The organism is Gordonia pseudamarae, from assembly GCF_025273675.1.
Classification (GTDB): Bacteria; Actinomycetota; Actinomycetes; order Mycobacteriales; family Mycobacteriaceae; genus Gordonia; species Gordonia pseudamarae.
On the sequence record NZ_CP045809.1, the window covers coordinates 1,587,049 to 1,612,953 of the forward strand.

Annotated in this window: 9 protein-coding genes; 1 reads left to right on the top strand and 8 read right to left on the bottom strand. The window is 69.6% G+C overall.

The genetic code is table 11. The annotated features are described in order from the left end of the window. Window positions 1-49: 49 nt before the first annotated feature. From GII31_RS07090 to GII31_RS07125, 8 genes are all read right to left on the bottom strand, one after another. A complete protein-coding gene (locus tag GII31_RS07090; protein WP_213248085.1) occupies window positions 50-976 on the bottom strand; it encodes a siderophore-interacting protein in 927 nt (308 codons plus the stop codon). Between the two features lie 33 nt (window positions 977-1,009). Continuing rightward, window positions 1,010-5,590: a non-ribosomal peptide synthetase gene (locus tag GII31_RS07095; protein ID WP_213248087.1), complete on the bottom strand. Its 4,581-nt coding sequence runs from the start codon at window positions 5,588-5,590 to the stop codon at window positions 1,010-1,012. Then, on the bottom strand, window positions 5,587-12,324 hold the full coding sequence (locus tag GII31_RS07100; RefSeq protein ID WP_260840360.1) for a non-ribosomal peptide synthetase: 6,738 nt from the start codon (window positions 12,322-12,324) through the stop codon (window positions 5,587-5,589). Before GII31_RS07100 ends, GII31_RS07095 begins: the two co-directional genes overlap by 4 nt. Then, on the bottom strand, window positions 12,324-13,394 hold the full coding sequence (locus GII31_RS07105) for an ABC transporter substrate-binding protein (protein WP_213248093.1): 1,071 nt from the start codon (window positions 13,392-13,394) through the stop codon (window positions 12,324-12,326). The genes GII31_RS07100 and GII31_RS07105 overlap by 1 nt, the downstream gene beginning before the upstream one ends. 109 nt (window positions 13,395-13,503) lie before the next feature. After that, a complete protein-coding gene (locus GII31_RS07110; RefSeq protein WP_213248096.1) occupies window positions 13,504-21,249 on the bottom strand; it encodes a non-ribosomal peptide synthetase in 7,746 nt (2,581 codons plus the stop codon). A gap of 81 nt (window positions 21,250-21,330) precedes the next feature. Continuing rightward, window positions 21,331-22,497: a lipase family protein gene (locus GII31_RS07115; protein ID WP_213248098.1), complete on the bottom strand. Its 1,167-nt coding sequence runs from the start codon at window positions 22,495-22,497 to the stop codon at window positions 21,331-21,333. Between the two features lie 197 nt (window positions 22,498-22,694). After that, a complete protein-coding gene (locus GII31_RS07120; RefSeq protein WP_246222144.1) occupies window positions 22,695-22,949 on the bottom strand; it encodes a hypothetical protein in 255 nt (84 codons plus the stop codon). Further along, a complete protein-coding gene (locus GII31_RS07125) occupies window positions 22,946-24,316 on the bottom strand; it encodes a PspC domain-containing protein (RefSeq protein ID WP_246222145.1) in 1,371 nt (456 codons plus the stop codon). The genes GII31_RS07120 and GII31_RS07125 overlap by 4 nt, the downstream gene beginning before the upstream one ends. Window positions 24,317-24,554: 238 nt before the next feature. Between GII31_RS07125 and GII31_RS07130 the strand changes: the two genes are divergently transcribed. Beyond that, entirely contained in the window at window positions 24,555-25,823 is a 1,269-nt protein-coding gene (locus tag GII31_RS07130; protein ID WP_213249982.1) for an ATP-binding protein, read from the top strand. Window positions 25,824-25,905: the final 82 nt, after the last annotated feature.

Genomic DNA, 25,905 nt, shown 5'->3' on the forward strand with positions numbered 1-25,905 from the left:
CGCACCTCAACCAGCGGCGGGGTGGTGTTGTCGTGCGGCTGTTCGTGCTTCAATCGGCGGTGGGGTGGTGTTTCGGGTCTCGGGCGCGGCGACGGCGGCGCAGTCGGGTGGCGAGGTTGGCGGCGCCTTCGCGCATGGCGGCACCGACTCCGTGGTCGTGGTCGTGTTCGTGATCGTCGTACTCTTTGAGGTCGCGGTCGTGGTTGGCGGACTTGGCGTAGCCGTTCTCCGACAGGCCGCGGCGCCAGTAGCCGATCACCAGCATCGACTTGCGGTCCACCCCGCGGGCCCGCAGATCCTTGCGAATCGCGATCACCTGCGCCGACTCTGCCGACACCCAGGCGAATGTATTGGGTTTGAGTTCATGGGCTTTCACGGCGTCGATGAGCAGGGTGGTGGTGCCGCCGGGCGCACCCTCCCGTGACAGCCACACCACGTCGACGCCGCCGGGTTTGGTGAGTTCGAACCGCCCGGAGTCGTCGGCGATCTCGATGTAGGCGGTGCCGGTGGCGTCGGCGGGCAGATTGTCCAGGATGTCACCGATTCCGGGTAGTCCTGTTTCGTCGCCGGCGATCAGGTAGTGGTCGCCGTGGCCGATGTGCCGTCCACCGCCGCCCGCGATACCCAGGGTGGTGCCGGGCTTGGCGCGTTCGGCCCATGCCGACGCGATGCCCTCATCGCCGTGCAGTACGAAATCGATACTCAGGGTGTTGTTCTCGGCGCTGTGGCGCCGCACCGTGTACGTGCGGACCCGGGCGTGCAGCTCGGGTCGTGAGCGCAGGACGGTCTCCACCCGGCTGGTCGGGTCGTCGAGTTCGGGGACGTCGTAGGTGCCGTCGGGGTGCGGCAGGAAGATCTTGATGTTGGGGAACTGGCCGGTGGCGATGTATTGGCCTACGGCATCGCCCGAGAAGGTGAATCGCCGCATATGCGGTGACAGATCCTCGACGGTGTCAACGGTGAACAGCAATGCCATGGTGTCGTACTCTCTTGTCGCCGGTGCTGGTTCTCAGGCGAAATCGTCGGCGAATTCATCGATCTCGTCTTGGGTGAGGTCGTCGATCAGTGAGTCGGACGGGGTGATCCCGCCCAATTCGCCGATCGTGTCGGGTGCGGTCAGCGCGGCCAGGATCGCGGACCATTCGGCGACGATCCGTTGTGCGCGTTCCCGGCTGATCAGTGTTCGGACGAAGGAGATCTCGGCCCGCAGCCGCAACTCGTCGCCGACCGCGACGGCCACCGCGTTGATTTCCAGCGGATGCGATACCGGCATCGAGTCGTCGCGCACCACGATGATCGGTGTATCCGGCCAGACCGCCGAGAACGGCCCGGTGCCCTCGCCGGTGGTGAGCCTGCCGAGATAGTTGAACAGGACGCCGCTCGGTCGTTGTGGTTCGGCGCCCGGTGCGAGTTCGGTCAGCAGACCGTACTCGAGGCCGCCGAACACGGGTGCGGCCAGCCGTTCCTTGACCTGCTTGATGAGGGTGTCGGCCGCCTGCGCCGCCGCCACGCCGTCGGCGCGGATGTCGACCGGCACGGGCCAGAAGGCGGTGAACCAGCCGACGGTTCGCGACAGGTCGACGCCGTCGACCAGCGTCTCGTCGCGGCCGTGGCCTTCCAGGTCGATAAACAATCGGCGGCTGCCGGGGCGATCATCGGGGTACACCCGGGCGATCGCCAGTGCCAGCGTCGCGAGCAGAACCTCGGTGGGACCGGTCCGGTACAGGTCGGGGATCGCGGAGATGGCCTCCCGCGCGGGCAGATCAACCTCGAACCGGTCGACGGCGGACGCCACATCCACCGCGGCGTCCAGCGGGCGTGCTGATACCGCGATGTCGTCGGGACCGGGTGCGGCCGGGGGATGCTCCCACAGCCCGGCACCGGCGGCGATATCGGTGTCGGCGGCCCGGGCGACCAGTCCGCGTGACCATTCGCGGAACGACGTCGTGGGTGCGGGGAGCCGCGCCGCGCCGGCCCGGGACACCGAGTCGAACGCCTGCCGCAGGTCCTCGCTCAGCACCCGCCAGGACACGCCGTCGATCACCAGATGGTGAACGATCAGCACGAACGCGTCGGTGACGCCTTCGGCGGTGGCCCCGTCCCCGATGGGCAGATCGCGGATCAGCAGGCCCCGGCTCATGAGGCCGGTGCGTGGGCGCAGCAGTCCGGCGGCCTCGGTGATCCGTTGTTCGGCCCAGGTCCGGGCGGCCGCGACGCCGAGTCCGGCGGGGATGCTGACGTCCTGCACCGAGGTGTCGGCGTCGTCGGCGGGTGAGCGGTCGACGACGAGTCCGGCGTCGGTGAGCCGCGCGCGCAACATCGGATGGGCCCGGCGTACCGCGTCGAGGGTGTCGGACAGATCGGCGGGGGAGGCGCCCGGCGGTATCCGGTAGGCACGTATCTGTGCGAATCTGTCGAGCGGACCGCCGCCGCGCAGCACTCGATGCATCAGCGGTGTCAACGCGATCTCGCCGACGGCCTGGGCCGGGTCGGCGGTCACGGTGGCCGCCGACGACCGATCGGCCGCGTCGGCCAGCGCCTGTGCCGTGCGCAACTCGAAGACCTGGCGCGGGGTCACCACGATACCGAATTCGCGTGCCCGCGAGGTCAACTGGATGGAGATGATGCTGTCACCACCGAGCGAGAAGAAGTCCTCGTCGGGTGCCACCGACGGCAGCTCCAGGATGTCGGCGATCAGTCCGGACAGGATCGCGACCGGTGAATCGCCCGTCACCGGTTGCGCGGCGACGGGTTGACCGTGCCACGGGTCGGGCAGCGCCCGCCGATCGGTCTTTCCCGCCGGGCTCAGCGGGATCGTGTCGATCGGCACGAACGCGGACGGGACGATGTACGACGGCGCGATCCGGGCGATGTTCTCACGCAGCGCGGCGAAATCGTCGGTGGCCGTACCCGTCAGGTAGGCGACGAGCCGCGCCGGTGATCCCTCGGAGGACCGCACATCGGCGACCACCGCGCCGACCGGGAGGCCGAGTGTGCGGGCGGCCGCGGTGACCGCGGATTCCACCTCGCCGAGTTCGACGCGGTAGCCGCGCACCTTCACCTGATCGTCGGCACGGCCCAGATAGTCGAGTTGACCGAAAGTGTTCCAGCGCACCAGGTCGCCCGTCCGGTACAGGCGCTCACCGGTGACGAACGGGCTGGCCACGAACCGCTGCGCGGTCAGGTCCGGACGCCGGTGGTAGGCGCGCGCCAACTGTTGTCCGCCGATGTACAGCTCGCCTTCGTCGCCGGCGGCGACCGGCCGCAGGTGCCGATCGAGGATATGCAGGTCCGCACCCAGAGAAGGCACCCCGATCGACGGTCGGGGCGTGTCGGCGACCGTGGCGAAGGTGATCTCGACGGTCGTCTCGGTGGGGCCGTACAGGTTGAACACCGTGACCGCCGGGTTCTGGTGCAGCTCGGTCCACAACGACGGCGAGAAGGCCTCCCCGCCCGTCGACAGCCACCGCGGAATATGTTGGCCGAATGATGGATTCACCAGACCGGCGCGCACATACTCGGCCTGCAGGGCGGGGACCGCGTCGACATAGTCGATACGGTGTCCGCGGATGAAGTCGATGACCACGTCCGGGTCGGTGACATCGGCCCGGTCGATCAGGTGCAGGTGGTGCCCGAAACACATCCACGCCAACGGCACCACCGCCGAGTCGAACGAGAAGGTGTGGGTGCTCAGGATCCGGATCTTCTCGTCCGGCATCGTGAAAAACCGGTGCGAGCCGAGGAGGGTGCAGATGCTGCGGTGCGGGATCACCACACCTTTGGGCAGACCGGTCGATCCGGAGGTGTAGATGACGTAGGCGGTGCTCTCGGGGTGTGGATAGTCCTGCGGCAGAACTATTTCTGTGTTGTCGGGAGCATCGGTGGAGGCGAGGTCGATGAGTGTGGCGCCGGCGGGAAGATACCGGCCGGCGAGTTCACGCGTCGACTCGGTGACCAGTACCACCCGCGCCCGGCAGTCCTCGAGCAGATAGGTGACCCGGTCGGCGGGATATCGGGGGTCAATCGGGACGAACGCTCCGTGGGCCCGCCACACCGCAAGGATCGCGGCCACGGTGGCCGCCGACGAGTCGGCGAGGATCGCCACCGGATCGTCGGCGCGTACTCCGGCGGCGCGCAGCGTACGGGCCAGCACCTCGGTGCGGGCCGACAACTCGGCGAACGTCCAGGTAGCGTCCGGGGCGAGGATCGCGATCGCGTCCGGGTCGGCGGCGACCGTCGCGTCGAATGTCTCGATCATCGACACGCCACCCGGATTGGGACCGCCCCGGCCGAGCCGGGCGACGTGCTCGGTCTCGGCGTCGGTGAGCAGCGCCAGTGTCGCGAGCTTCCTGTCGGCGGACGCGGGGTCGGTGAAGGCGACCAGGAACCGGGCGATGTCATCGGACAACCGTGACAGCGCCCGGTCGTCGTAGAGGCCCGCGTCGGCATCGATGAGCAGGCCCAGTTCACCATCGCCGGTGGGTGCGATGGTCACCGAGAAGTCCTGCACCGGGCCACGTTCGATGGAGTGCTGGGCGGCGTCGCGGCCGTCGAAACGCACCGACGGGGCGAACGGCTTGGCGTTGACGACGGTCCCGGCGAATCGGCTGAACCCGCCGGTGAGTGTCGGGCCGGTGCCGTGTCCGGTCCCGTCCTCACCGCCGACAGGTCTGCCCCGGTACCGCTGGTGGCGGCTCAGTTCACGGATCACCGATTCGGTGCCGGCGATGATCTCGGCGACGGTGTCGGCTGGACGGGTGGTCACCCGCAGCGGCACCAGGTTCACCGAGACGGTGGGGACCCGCGCCGACGGCGAGCCGAGCCGGTTCATCAACAGGAATCCGAGGCTGATCTCGTCCTCGCCACGCACCCGGGCCAGATATCCGGCCACACCGGCGGTGACGGCAATCGTCCAACTCCCGGGAATCCGCGGCAGCGTGGTGCGGATGGTGCGGACGGCGTCGGCCTGCCCGGACAAGCCCGTTTCGGGTGCGCCGTCTAGCCGTTCGGACCAGAATGCGGCATCGCTGCGGTAGGCATCGGAGGCGAGGTAGTTCAGGTCGCCGTCGACGACCTTGGCGATCGGATCCAGCGGGGCCGCGGTGTCCTGGGTACCGGCCAGCAGGTGCGCGTAGATCGCCGCGCCCCGGTTGAACACCAGGGACAGGCCGTAGGCGTCGATCAGTGCGTGATGCACCGCCAGCACCCAGAATGTGCGTCCGGGAGCGGAGATGACCCAGTGGTGCACACCCGGTTCGACACTCAGATCATGCGGCCGGCCGGTCCACCGGCGCATCTGTTCGGTGATCACCGGCCACGGGTCGTCGGCGTCGGTGCGGACGACGGTGGGCGGAGCCGGGTCGAAGTCGCCGGGCAGCTGTCGCCAGCCGTCGCCGGACGCAACCAGGCGCGTGGTCAGCGCGTCGGACTCGGACACCGCCAGGTGCGCGGCGCGCACAAGCGATTCGACATCGATGTCGCCGGGGATCTCGATGGCGTCGCACACGTTGAAGGTGGCGTTGTCCGGGGCCAGAGTCTGGCCGAACCAGAGTCCGGCCTGTGCGCAGGTGAGGGCGATGGGCTCGGTCATGCCTTCGGCTCCAGGAATGCTGCCAGATGCGGTCCCCAGCTGCGCACCGCATCGGGATTGAGCATCTGGGGATGCGAATACTCCACGCTCACATGCTGTGTCACATTCAGCATGCCCGCCCAGGTGTTGTACGAGAACGGCGGATCGGCCTCGACGTAGAGCACCGGGGTGTCCAGGGGTTCGGCGGGAGGGTGTAGTTGCCGCATCACCGTCAGGGCCCACATGTTCGATGCCACGATGGATGCGATGTAGTCGGCGCCGAGTCCGGCGAACACCGAGTCGCTGCCGCGCACCACCTCGACCGCCTGCTCCACGGTCAGATCGGCGGCCAGCTCCGGTGGTACCGGCACGTCGATCGCGGCCAGGGCCGCCGCCGCGGGTGCGATCGTGTCGACGTACTCGAAGTATTCGGCGGGGGAGCGGGCGAACGAGTCGACCAGTACCAGGGATTCGACCCGCCGGCCGCGTTCGGCCAGTGCCGCCGCGACCGCCGTGCTGATCGAACCGCCGAACGACCAGCCCAGCAGTGTCACCGCGTCGCCGTCGCCGTCCCCGGCGACGGCCCGGTCGATCTGTTCGGCGAAATACCGTGCCGTGGCACCCAGGTCGGCGGCCACCTCGATGTGCGCGATGGGTGGCGATTGCACGGCGTACACGCCTCGCGAGTCGGGGATGTGTGCCAGCAACTGGCCGTAGCGCCAACCCAGACCGGTACCCGGCGGCAGGACGAACACGGGGGTGTCGGCGGCGTGCGCGGGTCGGCGGCGGAAGGTGATCACCGGAACCCGTAGATGCGAGCCGGTATCCGAGTCGCCGCCGAGCACCGCGGCCATGCCGGCGATCGTCGGATTGGTGAACACGTCGGCCACCTTGAGCTCTACCCCGAGTCTGCTGCGCACCGCGTCGGCGAACGTCATCAGCTGCAGTGAATGCGCACCCAGATCGAACAGGTTGGTGTCCGGGTCCACCTCGTCGACGCCGAAGACGCCCGCGGCGATCTCGGCGAGCACCCGCTCCAGCATCGACCCGGACCGCCCGCCACCACCGGCGGCGGTGACCGGTTGGGGAAGCGCGGACACATCGCGTTTGCCGTTGACGTTGACCGGTATCTCGCCGATCTCGGTGATCGTGGAGGGCACCATGTAGGCGGGAAGCCGCTCGGCGAGCCGACGCCGGATCTGCGGAATCGGCGGCAGATGTCCGTCGGACACCACATACGCGGCCAGTGTGGTTGTGGAGGAGGGTGTTCCGGCGCCATCGGTGCGGGCCACCACCGCGGCGTGCAACACTCCGTCGACGGCGGCCAGCGCGGCCTCCACCTCGGCCGGCTCCACCCGATAGCCGCGGACCTTGATCTGGAAGTCGGTGCGCCCGAGGTAGTCCAGCAGGCCGTCGCCGCGCAGGCGCATCAGATCACCCGTCCGGTACAGCCTTTCGCCGGGATTGTGCGGGTGGGCGACGAAACTCGCCGCGGTCAGCTCGGGGCGGCCGCAGTAACCGCGGGCCAGGCCGTCGCCGTCGACGTACAACTCGCCCGGCACGCCCGGCGGTACCGGCCTCAGCCACGGGTCGAGCAGATGTCCGACGGTGTTGCTGATGGGTCTGCCCACCGTGGGCGTCGCCGAATCCCCGGTGCCGCCACCGAGGGTGTTGATGGTGTATTCGGTGGGCCCGTACAGGTTGTAGCCCTCGGTACCGTCGGCCTCGCGCAGAGCGTCCCACACCCCGGTGCCCACGGCCTCGCCGCCGAGCAGTATCAGTGCCGGACGGTGCGAACCCGCCGTGTCGCCGGTGTTCTCGCCGTTGAGCAGGCCCGCCGAGATCAGGTACTCGGCGTAGGTGGGGGTCACGTTGATGACATCGATGCTGTGCGCGTCGCAGTAGGCCACCAGATCACGCGGGTCGCGGCGCAACTCCTCGTCGCATATGTGCACCGTATGGCCGTAGGTGAGCCAGAGCAGTTCCTCCCATGACATGTCGAAGGCGAACGACACGGTGTGCGCGATGTGCAGGCGGTCGAACCGGGAACGGGCGACCGCGGGCCGGAAGATCTCGTCGAGGTGGTTGACGTACATGTTGGTCAGGCCGCGATAGCCGGTGACCACGCCCTTGGGTCTGCCGGTGGACCCCGAGGTGTAGATGACATACGCGGGATGGTCGAGCCGGCCGGAGCGATCGCGTGCGAATCCACCGAGTTCGTTGTCCGACAGCGCTTCCGGCGAGAGTTTGGCAAGTCGTTCGCGCACCTGCGTCGAACGCAGGTCGATCGGCCGCACCCCGGTGTCGCCGAAAATCACCCGATCGGTCTCGGCGCCGGTGCCGGCGGTGAGGGCCAGCACCGGACGGGCGTCGGCCACCAACTCGTGCAGGCGTTCGGCCGGATGTACCAGCTCCAGCGGCAGATAGGCGGCGCCGGTACGCAGTACCGCGAACAGCGCCACCACCATCTCGATGGACCGTTCGATACCGAGGGCCACCACGGTCTCCGGTGCGGCGCCGTCGGCCAGCAGCAATCGGGCCAGCCTGTTGATCTCGGCGTCGAGTTCGCCGAACGTCAGCGACTGATCGCCGAAGATCAGGGCGGTGGCCTCGGCGTTGTCGGCGGCCGTGGCCGCCAACAGCTCCGACACCGACAGGTCCGGAACGTCCAGGGTGCGCCCGATCAGCGGCTGCTGCGCCGCCGCGATCGGCAACCGCGCCAGCGGGGTATCGAGCACCGGTCCGGGGGAGGCGAGTGCGGCCAGCAGGGTGAGCAGGTCGGCCGACAGGCCCTCGGCGGTCTCGTCGTCGATGATGTCCGAGCGGGTTTCGACCTTCACCGTCAGCTCGTCGCCGGGGGTGATCACCACGGTCAGGGCGAAGTGGGTGTGATCGTCGCTGGTGTGTCCCACCACCCCGTGTTCGGCGCCCAGCGCCGCGTCGGCGATGAAGTTCTGCAACACCAGCAGACTGTCGAACAGAACGGGTGCGGCGGCCTGCGCCTGGATCTCGCCGAGGCTGAGCCAGTCGTGCCCGAGCACGCCCAGCGCGGCGGATTGCTGTGCGCCGAGCAGATCGGCGACGGTCGCGTCGGGCCGCAGTCGGGCCCGCACCGGAACGGTGTTGAGGAACATGCCGATCGCGGTGTCGGCGCCCTCGACCTCGGGCGGGCGGCCCGCGATGGTCTGACCGATCGCCACATCGGTGCGGCCGGTCCACCGGCCCACCACCAGCAGCAGTGCCGTCGAGAGCACCGTGTTGAGGGTGACACCGGCGGCACGGGCCAGCGCGGGCAGTGCCGCCGATTGCCCGGCGCTCAGGGTGTGGTTGTGGATCCGGGTGCGGCCCCGGACAATCGGGTCGGCCTCGGGAACCAGTACCGACGGTTCGTCGTAGCCGTCGAGATAGTCGGCCCACGCGGCGGCGGCCGTCGCACGGTCTCGTTCACCCAGCCATCGCAGATACCGGGCGAACACCGCCGATTCGATTGGTGCGGGCGAGCGGAGCGACGGGGGATGTGCGGGCGAGCGGTCGAGCTCACCGGCGTAGTGGGCGAGCAACCCGCCGATGAACGGACCGTTGGACCAGCCGTCCCAGACCAGGAACCGGCGCGACACCGCGAGCCGGTCGCCGTCCGGTCGCCGGATCAGCGTGACCCGCCACAGCGGCGGCGCGGTCAGGTCGAATGTGTGCGCGCGGTCGGCCCCGATCACCGTGTTGTAGGCGTCGTCGAGTGCGGTGTCGCGCAATTCACGAAGATCGGCGATCTCCAGCGGGACGGGCAGGCGGTCGACGATATACTGGACCGGTCCGGGCATCCCGTCGTGGGTGAAACCGCCGCGCAACGCCGGGTGATCGGCCATCAGTGCCGCGAGTGCGTGCCGGAGCCTGTCGGGGTCGAGCGCGCGATCGAAGTCGAGCACGAATTGGGCGTTGTAGATATCGAGATCCTCGGACACCACCGACTGGAAGTACAGGCCTTCCTGGAGCGGTGACAGCGCCCAGATCGCCTCGATGGGGCCCGGCGCGAGCTGCCGCAGCCGGGTGCGCGCGGCGTCGGAGAGTTCGACGCCCACGATGTTGTCCGGCGACGGACCGACCTGGTTGGCGGGGTCGGCGGCGGCGGCGGCCACCGACTCGGCGGCGCGTGCCCAGGCCCGGACCAGCGCGGCCGGTTCCACGAATCCGTCGCCGGTCGGCAGCGGTGAGTGGACGGTCAGCACGAATCCGTCGTCGGTGAGCCGGACCAGCGCACCGGTGGCCGGATCCTGGCCGCGCATCACCCGCAGGCCACGCTCATCGCGCACCCGGATCGGCCAGCGGGATCCGGCGTCGGCGAGCACGGCGGACGCCTGTGGGTGCAGATGGCGCAGCAGCGCGAAGTCGAGGCCATTGTCGGGCTGCCGATTCAGGCCGGTACGGGCGGTACGGAGGGCGGCGGACGGATCGGTGGTCACCGGCACGGCGATGGGGGCGGCGAAACCGAACGGGGCAGCACTGCCGATGACGGGTTGCCGATAACCGGCGCGTCCGGCGCGGTCGAGGTCGACGATCACACGTGAGCCCCGAGTGCCTGCCGTGGAGGCGACCTCCGACAGGGCCAGCGACAGTGCCGCGAAAGCGGTGCCGCTCACATCCAGACCCGCCGCAGCGGTGGCCGCGGGGTCCGCGAGGGCCGTCGCGGTGGCCCGGTCACCGTCGTCGGAGGGCCCGGTGGCGGGCGCCTGCCGGGTGAGTTCGAGCCAGCTGTCGAGTTGTTCGACGCAGCCGGCCGAGTTGGCGCGGTCGGCGGCCCACGTCACCGCATCGGCAGGTGTGGGTGCGGTGGGAAGGTCGATGGTGGCGCCGGCCGCGATGGCCGACCAACAGGTGTCGAGGTCCCGGCGCAGGATCTGCAGGCCGTGGGCGTCGGCGATCAGCGGGTGCGCGGCCAGCAGCAGCGTTCCGGGTCGGCGGCGTGTGCCCGGTATCCAGGCGGCGGCGAAACCGCCTGCGGTGTCCGGTAATCCGCCGGCGGCCGCGTCGGGCACGGTTGCCGGATCGAGGATCGTCAGGGCGTCCGCGGCATCGGCCGGGACGTACTCCCACAGACCCGGAGCCCAGCGCTCGGCGCGCAGCGACAGCTCAGGGTGCGCGCCGACGAGGGCCGTCAGCACCGCCCGGACCTGTGCGGCCTCGGTGCCGGCGGGTGTGTCCACCGCGATGACGGTCGCGGGATAGGTATCGGGGTCCGGTTCCACATCGGATGCGGTGTCGAAAGATCCGGTGCTGAAGGATTCGGCGTCGTTGGCGGCGATCCACTCCTCGGCGCCGGGCAGAGTTCCGGCCGGTGCCTCGGCCGCGGACCCGTCCGGTTGCCCGGCCGCTGCGGGCAACGCGGGACCGATCACCTGCTCCGGATCGTTGACGAGGCCGCGTACGTAGTCGGCCAGCTCGTCGGCAATACGGATCATCTCGGCCATGTGGGTGCCGGGTCCGTGCAGGTTGAGCCGGATCTTGCGGGCGGGGACGTCGACCTCGAAGAAGACGTCGATGTCGCCGGTCGGACCCGACGACAGGATCTCCAGGGTCGCCTCCAGCCCGACCCGGGTGAACGGACGGGTGCTCAACGGCAGCACATTGGCACCGACGCCGAACAGTGCCTTAGGGTTGCCCGCATCTCGCAGCGCCCGGCCGAGATCCTCACCGCGAAAACGGCTGTGCGGAGCCACCTTACCCAGTAGCTCATCGATGTCGCCGGCCGCCTGCCGCCAGGTGGCGCCCGACCGTAACCGGACCCGCACCGGCAGCACCGTGGCGAAAGTGCCCAGATGCGTCCGCAGTTCGGGTGTGGTGCGGGCCGCCATCGGCATGGCCAGCATCAGATCGCTCTGGCCGGTCCGCCGATGCAGAAATCCGGCGAGTGCCGCGAACAGCATGCCCGCCGTCCGCACCCCGAGCGTGCGGGCCAGCGCGTAGAGCCGGTCGTACTCCTCGTCGGTGAGCCCGACTGAGAGTATATCGGCCCGGCGGGGCGTCGGATCGAGATCGGTGAGCAGCCGCGGCGGTGGCGGCGCGTCGGCGACGTGCGCGACCCAGAAGTCCCGGTCCTGCGCGAACTGTTCGGAGTTGCGGTAGTCGTCGTCGAGATCGACCAGGCTGCCCAGCGACCACTGCGTACCGGACTCGTCGGCGCCGGCGTACTTCTGCCCCCGGCGCATCGCGTCGTAGCGAGCGAGTCCGGATGCGAGTACGAAACCCACCGCGGTGCCGTCCAGGATGAGATGGTGTGCCGACAGGAACGCCAGGTTGTACTCGTCCTCCACCCGGATCAGGGCGATGCGGAACAGCAGTTCGCCGCCCTCGCCGCGCTCACCGGCGACGTCGTAGGGTCGTTCGAGCTCGGCCGAGATCCATTCGCGTGCCTCGGCATACGGGTTCGGCCGGTCACGCAGGTCGAGGATGTCGCATTCGGGGACGGTGTCGGTCGGTTCTTGCACCACCTCACCGCCGTCGGCCACCCGGAAGCGCACCCGGACGGCTTGCGATTCGCCGATCGCCACCCGCATCGACTCCTGCAGGACGTCGAAGTCGACGGGACCCCGGGCGTGCGCGACGAGGACCGTCGAGTAGGCGGTCGCGTCATCGGTGAGCCGCTGACCCACCCAGATCTCGCGCTGGGCGGCGGTCAGCGGCCGCGCACCCGCCCGGGGCGCGCCCGCCGGGGACGTCGCGTCTTCGGATGGGGCGGCGGCGGTGAAGGTGGCGTCGGTCATTACTGGGCGGGCTTAGCGGCCTTCACGGCGGACGTGATGGCCTCGACCTGCATATCGGCCGCGGTGATCGTGTACGCGTACGGTGCCGGGTACGGGAACAGGTTGCCCGCCTTGACCGCCGGCAGGTTCTTGAACGTGGTCTTGTCGAGCAGTTCCTGCGTGCGTTTGGTGGGCTTGCCGTCGAAATCGGCCTCGTAAAAGATCACGTTGGCCGGTTCGAGCTTGCTGGTCAGCTCCAGCGAGACGGCCTGGTTGTAGCGTTCGGGATTGGGGTCGGCGCCCGAGAAGTAGGTGAGACCGGCTTTGGTGAGGCGCTCGTAGGTCAGCGCCTTGGACGTGGCGATCTGGAACGAGCCCGGCACCGCCGAACCTTCGACGTAGGCGACCTCGCCGAGCGTGGAGATGGCTTCCTTGTTGTCGATGCCGACCTGCTCCAGGTCGGTGTCCAGACGCTTGAGGTCGGCGGTGACCTTGTCGCCGCAGCCCACCGCGTCGGCGACCTTGGGGTAGTTGCGCCACACGTCGGCCGGTTCCTTGATGTCGAAGGCGGCGACCGGTACCTGCTCCTTGAGCTTGTCGACGGCCAGGGTCTCCACGACGTCCTGCCGGATCGAGGTGACCACCAGATCGGGCTTGAGTGAGAGGGCCTTCTCCGCGCTCAGGCCGTCGGCGATGGACCCGACCGTCGGCAGATCCTTGACCTTGTCCAGTTCGGCCTGCGAGGCGTTCTGCTGGTAGTCGTCGAGCAGACCCGCCAGCGGGACCCCGAGGTCGATGAGCTGGTTGCCGACCAGCCAGCCGGCGACGATCCGCTGCGGATGCGCCGGAACCTCCACGTCACCGAAATGCGTGTCGCTGATGGTGCGCGTGCCCGACTCCGAGCCGGTCGAGCAGCCCGCGGCGCTGGTGGACACACTGCTCTCGTCCGACGACTCGTCGCTGCCGCAGCCGGCCGCGACGAGGGTCACGGCAGCGGTGAGCGCGACGACGGCGCTGCGCGCGCGGCGGCCTCGCCGAGGTCCTCGGTCGGTTGCGGGCCGGGCGGCGACCGCTACGTGTGTCAAGGCCATCGGAAAGCTCCTCTGTGTTCGCGGACGGGAGTGTTCGCGGACGGATTGTTCACTGACGGGGTTGCCGGTGGTGTCAAAGGCGGACACCGCGGACCCAGGTTAGGGTAACCTACACACTATTGGGCTGCTGACGTGCCCCGCGCCCGGCACGTGCGCGCACGGCCTGTTCGACGGCACCGACCAGCACTTCTATGTCGGTCGGTGTGAAAACCCGGGCAGAACAGGTCACCTCGACGACGAGTCGACCCCGATCGTCCCGGTCACGCTCGACGCGCGCGTCCACGGTGATCGCGTAGTCGGCGCCCAGGTCGTCGGCGGGGCGGGTTCTGGTCCACGCCGATTCGGGCGCCGGTTGCCACCGCCCCCCGCCGCTCAGCACCATGATGCCCAGGTAGTTGACCAGGACCTGCGCCCTGGGGGCGCGGGCCAGGGCCCGGGCGGTGCGCGCGTTGCAGTGCCGAAGCAGTCCGTAGGAATGGCCGGGACGTCCGAGTTCGTCGGCGATCGGCCCAGCAGGATCGGACGCAGCAGGATCAGACGCAGCAGGATCGTCCCCGGCGGGGTCGAACAGTACGGGAGTCACCGTGGTGAGCCACCCCACCGTCCGCGACAGGTCGAGGTCGCCCAGGTCGCGGCCGTGTCGTTCGACGTCGATCAGTACCGGTCCGGCGGTATGTCCGGCACCGGTGCGCCAGGCGGTGATCGCGGACCCGCTGTCGGCGATCACCGCGGCGGTCACGGACTCGGCCGACAGGTACCGGCGGGTGTGTTCCTCATCGAGTGTGATGGCTGTGGTGATCAGATCGGCCTGCACTCCGAAGTCCCGGGCGTCGGTGATCGGCACCGACCGGGCCAGCAGGGTGCGCCAGCGGGTGAGCTCGGCCATGGTCGACGGCGCCGCCGCCAGCTCGGACATCGCATCGGCATATCTCGAGTACGGCACAGCCGGCGACGGGAGGGCCGGTGGTTTGTCCGCGGCGTCGACATCGGCGGCGACGGCATCGGCGGCGTCGGCGAGGTCGTCGAGCAGAATGCGCCAGGACACCGCGTCGACGGCGAGATGGTGGATCACCAGCACCAGTCTGACGTGCTCTCCATCGGCGAAAACGGCTGCGGCCGTGATGGTTCCATGTGTGGTGGGATCGAGCCGGGCATGGGTGTCGGCGGCGATCCGGGCGAATGCCTCCGGCGTCGGATCGGTGATCTGATGAACCGTGAGAATGTCTGTGGTATCAAATGATTGGACTGCGACAGGCTGAACGGACCACACTCCCGGCACGGTGCTGGTGACCCGCAACCGCAGCGCCTCGTGGCGGGCGATGACGGCGTCGAGCGCCCGCCGGATGTCGTCGGCCGTCACCGTCGCGGGGACGGCGACGGTGATCGACTGGGCCAGCGACTGCCAGCGGCCCGGCCGGCCCGCGAGTTGCGCGACGATCGGGGTCAGCGGCAGCGGCGACGTGCGTTCGGGTACGTCGTCGGAGGCCGTCTTGGTGTCGCGGCGGACCACCGCGGCCAGCGCGGCCACGGTGCGCTGCTCGAACAACTCCCGCACATCCACCAGCAGGCCGCGCCGGCGTAACCGGTTGACCACGGTGATCGCGACGATGCTGTCGCCGCCGAGGGCGAAGAAGTCGTCACCGGACCCGACGGCGTCACCGTCGAGATGCAGGACGTCGGCGAACACCCCGGCGATCTCGGCGGCCATCGGGTCCTCGACCGCACCGCCGAGGCCGGCGATGAGCGGATCGGGCAGCCGGCGGGCGTCGAGCTTGCCGTTCGCGGTGACCGGCAACGCATCGAGCAGGGTCAGGGTGGCCGGTACCAGATGAGCCGGCAGCAGCTCGGCGATGTCGGCCAGAATCTGTTCCGGCGCAATTGTTTGCGTATTCGGGTCTTGTGTATCGCAGGTTTGTGTATCGCCGGGCTGTGCGGCGGACGGTACGCCGTAGGCGACGAGTGCGGTGCGGCCGTCGACGGTGGTGTGGCCCACCACGACTGCCTGTGCCAGGTGGCCGGTGGACAGCAGTGCCCGTTCGATCTCTCCGGGTTCGACGCGCTGCCCACGCAGTTTCAGCTGCCCGTCACTGCGGCCCGCGTACTCCAGTACGCCGTCGGCGGTCCACCGCGCGACGTCGCCGGTCCGGTACATGCGGTCTCCGGCCGACCCGAACGGGCAGGCGAGGAAACGCGTCGAGGTCAGTCCGGCGCGGCGGGCGTAGCCGCGGGCCAACTGCCGGCCCGACAGGTACAGCTCACCCCATGCGCCGATCGGAAGTTCGTCCAGCGTCCGGCCCAGGACGTGCAACCCGGTGTTCCACACGGGCGCGCCGATCGGCACGATCGTACCGGTGGTCTCGGTGACGTCGATCTCGGTGACGTCCACGGCCGCTTCGGTGGGGCCGTACAGATTGTGCAGGCGCACCTGTGCGAACCGCTGCGCGACGCCGTCGCGCAGCGGTGCGGTCAGCGCCTCACCTGAACACAGTATCCGGCGCAGGTCGGGCAGATCCGGCAGTTCTCCGGTCGCTTCGCCCGCCCCCGCGGTGGTGTCGGCGAGGAACGCCCGCAACAGCGACGGCACGAAGTGCACGGTCGTGATCCGGTGCCGGCGCAACGCCTCGGCGATCGCGGCGGGCTCACGGTGCGCGCCGGGCGCGGCCATCACGATGGTGGCGCCGCAGATCAACGGCCAGAACAACTCCCATACCGACACATCGAAACCGATCGGTGTCTTGTGTAGCACCCGCTCACCCGGCCGCAGGCCGAATCGGGCCTGCATCCACAACAACCGGTTGACGATCGCGGGGTGCTCGACCACCACGGCCTTGGGGTTGCCGGTCGATCCGGAGGTGTAGATCAGGTACGCGCCGCGTGCGACGGGCAGTGAGCCGGGCGGCGGGGTCTTGTCGGGGCCGTCGGTGACGGGGGTACCGGTGGCATCGACCCGCACGATCGGAGCGTCGGCGGCGGCGAAGGTGTCGTCGTCGGTGACGATCGCGGCCGGCCGGGCATCGCCGAGAATGAACTCCCGGCGCGCCGGTGGATGGTCGCGGTCGAGCGGAAGGTAGGCGGCACCCGCCCGCATGATCGCCAGCACGCTCACCGACAGCGCGACCCCGCGCGGCAGATCCACGCCCACCACGTCGTCGGTTCCCACCCCCGAACCGGCCAGCCTTCTGGCGAGATTGTCTGCGGCCCTGAGTAGTTCGGAGTAGGTCAGGGTTGTGTCGTCGTCGATGACGGCCGGTGTCCCGGGATGGGCGTGTGCCGCCCGGACGATCAGGATCGGCAGGTCGGCATCGGTGGGCACGTCGGCGGCGGTGTCGTTGAAGCCGATCAGCGCCGCCCGGTCCGGGTCGGTCAGCAGCGGCAGCCGCGACAGTCTGGTTCCGGGGTCGGCCACCATCGCGGTCAGCACCCGCGTCAGCGCGGCGGCGATCCGTTGGACGGTGGCTTCGTCGAACAGGTCGCGGGCAAACTCGATCCTTCCTGAGAGGGGTTGTCCGGGACCATTTTCCAGGAATTCTACGGTGAGATCGAACTTGGCGGTGGTGGCTTGCGCCGGCAGCAACCGGGCGGGAATCCCGGCGAAATCGGGCGTGCTGATGGGGCTTCGGTACTGCACCAGCGTCTGGAACAGAGGGCTGCGCGCCACATCGCGGGCCGGATCTACGGCGTCGACGACCTCCTGGAAGGGCAACAGCTGATGCTCCAATGCCGTCAGATCGACCTGCCTGACCTGTTCGAGCAGGTCGGCGACGGTCGGATCGCCGTTCAGCCGGGTACGTAGCACGACGGTGTTCGTGAACATGCCGATCACCGATCGGGTGGCCGGATCCTCGCGCCCGGCGACCGGGGTGCCCAGCGCGATGTCGTCGCCGCCGGTCAGTCGCGACCACAGTGCCGCCACCGCGGCATGGACCACCATGAAGCCGGTCACGCCCAGGGTACGGGTCAACCGGGCCAGCGCATCGGTGGTGGGCGCGTCGATCGTGAACTCCACGGTCCCACCGGAATCGGAGCCGAATGCCGGGCGGGGCCGGTCGTAGGGAAGCGGGAGTTCGTCGGGCAGACCATCCAGTTCGCGGCGCCAGTGATCACGTTCGTGCTGACGCAGCGGAATGCCCGACGAGTCGGTGGCATCCAACAGGCGCTCCTGACGCAGCGCGGCGTCGGCGTACTGGAGCGCAGGGGCCGGCGGCGGCGCCCCGTCACCGAGCACGCGCTCGTACTCCGCGGCGAGTTCGCCGAACACCAGCGGCGTCGACCACTCGTCGCCGGCGATGTGGTGCATGACGATCTGCACCGTCGACCTGTGATCGCCGGTGTGGGCGATATCGAGGCGGAAGGGTGATTCGGCCGCCAGATCGAATCTCTTGTTCCGGGAACGTTCCAGGGCGGCAACGTATTCGGGTCCGTCGTGCTCGGTGACCGAGGCGCCGGTGCCGACCGGCAGGATCTGCTGGAACAGGTTTCCGTCGTCGTCGGCGACGAGCCGGGTGCGCAGCGATTCGTGCCGGTCCACCAAGGTCTGCGCCGCGGACCGCAGCGCGGCCGGATCGAGGGGGCCGTCGAGTTCGACGACGAACGCCAGATTGTAGGCCGAGCCGACCGCATCGTTCCCCTGCTCTGCCTGTCCGTGCCCTGTCTGTCCCTGCCCTGTGTGCGGCGAGTCCCGCCGCAACCGGTCGAGCGCCCACAGCCGGCGCTGGGCGGAGGTGGCGGGCAGCGGGTCCGGGCGTGGCAGGTCGGCGACATCGGGCTCGTCCGGCTCGCCGGTATACTCGTCGACCCAGGCCGCCAGCGTGGCGACGGTCGGATGATCGAACACCGTGCGCACGGTGGCGGGCGTCTCGAGCTCGAGGGCGATCCGGTGCGCCAGACGGGTGGCCAGCAACGAATGACCACCGCTGACGAAGAAATTCAGCTCCGCGTCGACCTCGGTGCGACCGAGCAGATCGCCGAACAGGGCGGCGATCGAGGTTTCGGTGCCGGGGGCGAGTGGGCGGACGCCGTGTCCGGTGGCCGGACCGGCGGGATCAGGCAGCGACCGGCGGTCGACCTTGCCGTTGGGCAGTGTCGGCAGCTGATCGAGGGTGCGGACGGCGGGCACCTGGTAGTCGGGCAGCCGTTCGGCGACGGCGGCGCGGACCGCGATCGGATCGGCGTCACCGGTGACGTACGCCCACAGCGTCAGCGACCCGGTGCTGTCGGGCCGGGCGACCACGACGGCATCGTCGACACCCGGCTGGGCGCGCAGCGCGGCCTCCACCCCGACGGTCTCCACACGATGGCCGCGGATTTTCACCTGACCGTCGGCGCGGCCGTGGAACTCCAGATTGCCGTCGCCGTCCCAGCATCCGGTGTCGCCTGTGCGGAACAACCTGCCGTCGCCGTCGGGGGCGGCGACGAATCGTTCGGCGGTCAGGGCGGGCCGGCGCAGATAGCCGCGCGCGACCTGGGCCGAGCGCACATAGATCTCGCCGACCACGCCCACCGGTGCCGGTCGCAGCGCATCGTCGAGTACGAGGATCTCGGTACCCGGGACCGGTCGGCCGATGGGAACCGGGTCGGCGGTCTCGGGGTCGGCGACGGCGAAGGTGACGTCGCCGACCACCTCGGAGGAACCGTACGAGTTCACGATCGTGGTCCCCGGTGCGAGCTCGCGCAGGCGTGCGGCCACCTCGCTGTGCAGTGTTTCCCCGGACAGGATCCACCGGGTGATCCCGCGGCACGCGGCCGGTGCCGACTCGGCGAGTTCGGCGGCGAGTGAACCGACGGCGGTGACCTGCGTGACCGCGTGCTCGGTGATGAGTGCGGCCTGCGCGATCGGGTCGAGCCGTTCATCGTCGGTGGCCACGATCATCGGCGCGCGTGCGGTGACCGCACCGAGCAGTTCGGTCAGGCCGTCGATGAACGACAGCGAACTCTTGACCAGTCGCACATCGGGGCCGGCCGGCGGCCACTGTTCGCGGGCCCACGCCAGCCGGGCCGCGAGACCCGCGCGGGTCCCGGCCACCGCTTTGGGGGTACCGGTCGAACCCGACGTGTACAGCAGGTAGGCGAGATTGTCCGGCCGGGCAGTGCGCTCGCCGGCCGGGCGCCGGGTGACCGGGTTTCCCGGTGCCGCGTCGCCGACGACGAGCAGTGACAGACCGTCGGTGCCGGGGACCGGGGTACGCCCGTCCACGACGACCAGATCCGGCCGGGCATCGCCCAGGACGAACGTGATGAAGTCCGTGGGGTAGTCGAGCGCGACCGGCAGGATCGCCGCACCCGACCGCAGGATCGCCAGGACGGCGGTCACCGTGTCGGTCCGGCGCGCGAGTGCGAGCGCGACGATCGACTCGGGTCCGATCCCGGCGTCCGCCAGGCGCTGTGTCAGCGCCCGTACCCGCGCATCGAGCTCGGTCCAGGTGATCGAATCACCCGCCGCGATCACCGCGACCTCGTCACCGGGCGCGACGGAGAGCAGATCGTCGAGCGACGGCGCGGCCAGTGCGGCGCCGGTGCCGAGCGCGCGAACCCGTGCGGCCTCCCGCTCGTCGAGCACCGGCAGCCCGGCGACCGGGGTCGACGGCGCGTCGGCCAGCGCGGTCAGCACGGCGACCAGCGTCCGGGCCAGCCGGTCACGACGGGCGACGGACACCGCCTCGGGCAGATAGTGCAGCCGGATCTGCATCGTCGGGTGGGGGATCACCTGGAGCGTGAGTGGATAGTGCGTGGAATCCTGCGGTTCGATCGTGGTGATCGCGAGTCCGGCCGCGGTCATCGTCTCGCCCAGCGTTCCCGCGCTGAGCGGGTGGTTCTCGAACACCAGCAGGGTGTCGAACATCTCGCCCAGACCCACCGCCCCGGCGATCGCCGGCAGGCCGACCCACTGATCGTCCATCACCGCGGTCTGCGCGGCACCGACCCGCCGGACCACGTCGGTGAGCTGGTCCCACGGGTGGGCCTCGACCCGTACCGGGACAGCGCCGAGCGTCATGCCGACGATCGATTCGGCGCCGTCGAAATCGGGGCTGCGGCCGGACACGGTGATACCGAACAGGACGTCACCGCGCCCGGTGTCGAGCCCGAGGGTCAGGCCCCACGCGGTCTGCACCAGCGCCGCGGTCGTGGTGCCCTCGGCGCGGGCGCGTGCCGTCAGGCGGTCGGTCAGATCACCGAGATCGTCGATGCGCAGTTCGGCCGGCCGCGAACCCAACGTCGCGGCGGTGTCCGGCGCCAGCAGGGTGGCCGAGGGTGTCGCGCCCAGCACCTGCCGCCAGCGATTGAGTGCGGCACCGGTGTCGCGGTCGTTCAGCCAGGCCAGGAAGTCGCGGTAGGAGCGCACCGGCGGCAGATCCCCGGTGTCGCCACCCGCGGCGTACGCGGCGAAGATATCGCGCACCAGCAGCGGCGACGACCAGCCGTCGAGGATGAGGTGATGATTGGTGATCAGCACCCGCCAGGACCGGGGGGCTATCCGGGCCAGGGTCAGGCGCAGCAGGGGCGGGGTGCCCGGATCGAATCGGTTGTCGCGGTCGCGATCACGCAGCTCATGCCACCGGCGTAGCGCGTCGGTCTCGGACATGTCGGTCAGATCGTATTCGGCCCAGCCGATTTCGGCGCCGTCGAGCACCAGCGCCACCGGCATTCCGTTCTTGCGCCGGCGGAACGCGGTGCGCAGGTTGGGGTGACGTTCGAGCACGGCCTGTGCGCTGCGATGCAGCAGTCGCGGATCGAGATCGCCGTCAATACCGAGGTCCGCCTGCACCGTGTACGGGTCGGGCCCCGAATCCGACAGGGTCGACGCGTAGAGCAGTCCCTCCTGCAGCGGGGTGAGCGGCATGATCTCGGCGATCTTCATCAGAACTCTTCCTCACATACTCTTGGCCGGACACACTCGGTGTCCGGCCAAGAAAATGGTGTCACGACGGTATACAGCGGCCTACCTGGGCCAGGTTCGGCGGCTGTTGGACCAGGTCACCGACTGCAATACCTGTGCGGTGCTCAGCCCGTGCCGTTGATCCGGATAGGTCCGGTAGGTGACGTCGACGCCGTTGGCGCGCAGCTGTGAGACGAACTGTTCGCTCAGCGGTGTGAACGAGACCACGTCGAGATAGCCCTGCTGGATCAGGATCGGCGCGCCGTAGCCGGAGGTGGGTACCCGGGCGTACTGACGCAGCGCGGGCAACAGTGGGCCGTCGGTAAGCGGTTTGGACACCAGGCGCCCGACGGTCAGCCCCTTGGTCGCCGGACCGGACTCGGCGTAGCACAGCCGTTCGGCGTCCTTGACCACCTTGCGTCCGGTCGGTGTCAGGTAGGCGTCCACGTCGATATCGGGTCTGGCCACCTTGAGGCCGGCCAGTACATACGAGAAGTATGTGACGTAGTCGGGAATGACGACGTTCGGGAACCCGGGCCGGATCGCGGCGAAATAGTCGGCGAGGCCGGTCGGCACGGAATGCGCGATCGTGGCGGCGTTCTTCAGCTCGGGAGCATAGGATCCGGCGAGATGGTTCGACCACAACGAGGCGTGTCCGCCCTGCGAACCGCCGTAGCTGACAAAGGCATTGGAGATCGGTGTGCCGACATACCGGGTGACGACGGTCCGGGCGGCCCGCACCATGTCGAGGGTGTTCTTGCCGGCGACCGGTCCGTCGAGATAGGCGTGCACACCCGGCCCGCCGATTCCCTGGTACTCGGTCGCGGCGATCACGTAGTTGTCGCGCAGCCACTGGCCGAGCCACTTGTCGCGGCTGCCGCGCGGATCCTTGCCGAGGGTGTCGGTGATCCTGCAGTCGTCCCCGAGCCCCATCGTCGAGTGGTCCCACGCCATGATGCGCCAGCCGCCCGGGCCGGGGTTTTTCTTGGGGACCGAGACGCTGCCCTTGACCTCGACGAGGTTGCCGTGGGAGTCTGCGGACAGGTAGGTGACATCAAAAACCCTTGCTGCACTGGCCATTCGGGCTTCAGGCCGGTCGGTTATCTCGGTGCTGCGGACCACATCGCCGGGCTTTCCGGCGGGCGCGGCCTGCGCCGGCGCCGTTGTGCGGATCCCCGGCGGTGTCCAGGAGTCGATGGTCGGGATCGACATGACGGTCAGGATCGACATGGTGGTCAGGATTCGACGTACCCGCGAGCTTCTCCGCATCCGCAACCTCCGACCCTCCGACTTCGCGCAACCGACTTCGCTCAATGATGTGCAGGCTAACCTTGCTTGCCACAGGGTAGGGTAGCAGAGGTCTTAGGTTGACCTAACTTCTGGTTTGCCGTGTTCACGACCGAACATGCCGCACACCGCGCGGGAGGCTATCGGCGGGGCGTCGCCTTGCGTGCCCCGGTGGCGATGAGGGCGACCCCGAGAATCAGGCACGCGCCCACCGCGATCTTGCCGATCGTCGCGGCGTCGTCGATCGCCGGAGTCCCCGTCAGCACCCAGCCGGCGATCGCGATCGCGCACAGACCGATGAGCACATATCCGGGGGCTCTGTGGCCCGCCCGTTCGGTCATCTCGCCGGTTCCGCCGCCGGACCCGCTGGCGGTGGCGGGGTAATCGCCGGTCATCGTGCTACCTCCACATCTCCGAGATTCACCGCGGCGTCGATGCTCAGGACGGGACCGCCGGGTCGGCTGTCGCCCTTCGACAGGCCGTCGGGACAGTGGGTGTCGCCGACATTCGCCGAGCAGGTGACATCGATCGCCATGTCCGACGGAACCGTGATGTCGATCTCGCCGATACCGCCGCGAATGCTCACGCTGCGGTCCTCGGTGAGCGTCACGCCGGTCAGATCCAGCGTCCCGCTGCCCATGGTGAACGAGTACTCCGGCCGGATGTCGTGTTCACTCTGCGGTGTCCAGACCCGCTCACCGACCCCGCCGCCGGGCAGCCGCTGCCACTGCATGTCGGCGGCGGCGGCGAGCAGCAGACCGGCGCCGAGGATCACCGCGACGGTGGCCAGGCCGGTCGCATGCCCGCCGGCGGGCCGTCGGCGCAGCGCCGAACCCACCAGGCCCGCACCGATCACCGCCAGGGCGAGCGCCGCGATACGCAGGGGGGTGAACCAGTCGACGCCGGCCAGATGGGCCGCGCCGGCGCCCGCCGCGGTGAGGATCGCGACCCCGAGAACCATCGGCGTCCACGGTGATCGCCCCGGATCGGGTGAATCGTCCCCGGACGAAGCCGGTTCGGGAAGATCCCAGGCAAAAGGCGCGGCCCCCAGTGGATCCCACGCCGGCGGCACCGGCGGTACGACACCTGTATCGGTGGAGGCGGCCGCCCCGGTGGGCTGCGCGGGCACCGACTGCACGCCGGCCGGCGACCAGGGCGTCCGCGCCGTGTCCGGGGGAGCCGATGCGGACGGCCCGTATCCGGTGGGTGCGGCGGGGTGGCCGGCCGCGGCACCGGCATATCCGGACGGGACGAGCCCGTCGGTCATGTCCCGCGGAGTCCAGCGCTGAAAGGAATGCGCGGCGCTCGCGGCCGGTGCCCGATAGTTGTCGGCACCGGTGCCGGGCGGTGCGGCCGGAGTGCGTCGATAGAGCAACCACCACCCGGCGAGCATCAGGATCGTACCCATCAGACCTCCCGAACCCCAAGTCTGCGAACCGAACCCGAAAACGGTATGGATGCCCAGGACGATCACCACGACCAGGATCAGTTGATGCCTGCCGTGCCCGTGCAGGGCCGACCTGTGCTCGCGCGGGCCGCCGATCTTGGCGCGACCGCTGGTACCCGGAAAGGTGAGCCAGGCGATGGCGTAGAGCAGGATGCCGCTGCCGCCGAACAAGGTGGCGACCACGAACGCGACCTTCACCAGGGTCGGATCGACCCGATACCGCGCGCCGATGCCGGAACAGACCCCGGCCACGGTGCGCGCGGTAGTCCGGACCGGGCGCGAGGTCCACATCTGTTCGAGCTGCTTGGTGTCCATGACATACATACTGTCGGCGCGGCCCGATCCCCGGAATCGGGTAACACCCTGAGATCATCCCTGATGTGTCGGGGACCCCGGCCGTGCCAGTATCAAAGATGTGAGTCGTCGCAGAGAACGTCGCCGCGGAGAAGGTCTGCGCGGAGAAGATCTGCGCGCGGAACGGACGGGACCGTCGGCCGTCCCCTGGCGACCACGTGGACTGGCCGCGCAGTACCCGCCGGAAGCCGCGGGATCGCTGCCTGCCGGACGGCCGTCCCCGGACGGGCCGTCCAGGCTCGTCCGGCGCAACGCCGGCCGGGTCATCGGCGGGGTGGCCGGTGGGTTGGCCGACCACCTGGGCGTCGACGTGTTCCGGGTCCGGGTGGTGTTCGTGTTGCTCGGCGCGCTCGCCGGTGCCGGTGTCGCGGCGTACGTGCTGCTGTGGTTCCTGTGCCCGCTGGGTGAGGACACCGAGCGGGCGTCGGCCGCCGAGCGCAGGCAGGCATACGGCCTGGCGCTGGTCGGCTCCGTCGTGTCGATACTTCTGGGGATCGCGGCCGCCGGAACCCCGCTGGCCAATCTGCTGCCGTTCCTGGTGGTTCTCGTCGGTGCCGGGGTGGTGTGGCGCGAATTCGACGCGCCGGCCACCGGTCGGGGGACCTGGCGAACCTGGGCACGGCTGGCCGGCGGCGCGGCGGCCGTCGTCGGCGGGCTCGCGGTGGTGGTCCTGCTCGGCGACCCCGACGTCGGCCGGCTCTCGACAACTCTGCTGGCGGTGGGGGTGACGCTGGCCGGTGTGGTCATGCTGACGGTGCCGTTGTGGATGCGGATGTGGCGCGCGCTGGGGGATGAACGGGCGGCCCGCATCCGCGATGCCGAACGCGAGGAGATCGCCTCACACCTGCACGATTCGGTGTTGCAGACCCTCGCACTGATCCAGAAGAAAGCCGCCAAACCCGACGAGGTGGTGCGCTTGGCGCGCAGTCAGGAGAGAGAGCTGCGCGGCTGGCTGTTCGGCGATCCCGCACAGCACGGCGGTTCGCTCGCCGCGACGCTGACCGGCGTGTGCGGTGAGGTGGAGGACGATTATGGCATCGAGGTGGACGTGATCACCGTCGGAGACCTCAGCCCCGACGACGAACCGCACGCCGAGCGCCGTCGCCGCTGGGCGGGACTGGCGTCGGCGACCAGGGAAGCACTGATCAACGCCGCCAAGCATTCCGGCGAACGCAAGGTCTCGGTGTACTGCGAGATCACCGACGAACAGGTGGAGGTGTTCGTCCGTGACCGCGGTGTCGGCTTCGACCCGGCCACGGTGGGCGAGGACCGGCAGGGAATCGTACGGTCGGTACGCGGCCGGATGGACCGCTTCGGCGGATCGGTGACCATAGACTCGGCACCGGGTCGCGGCACCAATGTGGTGCTGCGAATGCCCCGCGCCCACGAGGACGACCCGCACGGCAGGAACATGCCCGGCGACGACGCGGTGGCCTCGCACACCGGACGGCAGGAGGACGGCCAGTGACAGAGAATGATTCGGGTAACACGAACGATACTGGCGCCGAGAACCATTCAGGGGCAGAGGAGGATTCCGGCGGCGGGGCGTG

Excerpts from the sequence above, each read along its gene's own strand:
- GII31_RS07090 (WP_213248085.1), bottom strand. The coding sequence starts at position 976 with ATGGCATTGCTGTTCACCGTTGACACCGTCGAGGATCTGTCACCGCAT.
- GII31_RS07095 (WP_213248087.1), bottom strand. The coding sequence starts at position 5,590 with ATGACCGAGCCCATCGCCCTCACCTGCGCACAGGCCGGACTCTGGTTC.
- GII31_RS07100 (WP_260840360.1), bottom strand. The coding sequence starts at position 12,324 with ATGACCGACGCCACCTTCACCGCCGCCGCCCCATCCGAAGACGCGACG.
- GII31_RS07105 (WP_213248093.1), bottom strand. The coding sequence starts at position 13,394 with ATGGCCTTGACACACGTAGCGGTCGCCGCCCGGCCCGCAACCGACCGA.
- GII31_RS07110 (WP_213248096.1), bottom strand. The coding sequence starts at position 21,249 with ATGAAGATCGCCGAGATCATGCCGCTCACCCCGCTGCAGGAGGGACTG.
- GII31_RS07115 (WP_213248098.1), bottom strand. The coding sequence starts at position 22,497 with ATGTCGATCCTGACCGTCATGTCGATCCCGACCATCGACTCCTGGACA.
- GII31_RS07120 (WP_246222144.1), bottom strand. The coding sequence starts at position 22,949 with ATGACCGGCGATTACCCCGCCACCGCCAGCGGGTCCGGCGGCGGAACC.
- GII31_RS07125 (WP_246222145.1), bottom strand. The coding sequence starts at position 24,316 with ATGGACACCAAGCAGCTCGAACAGATGTGGACCTCGCGCCCGGTCCGG.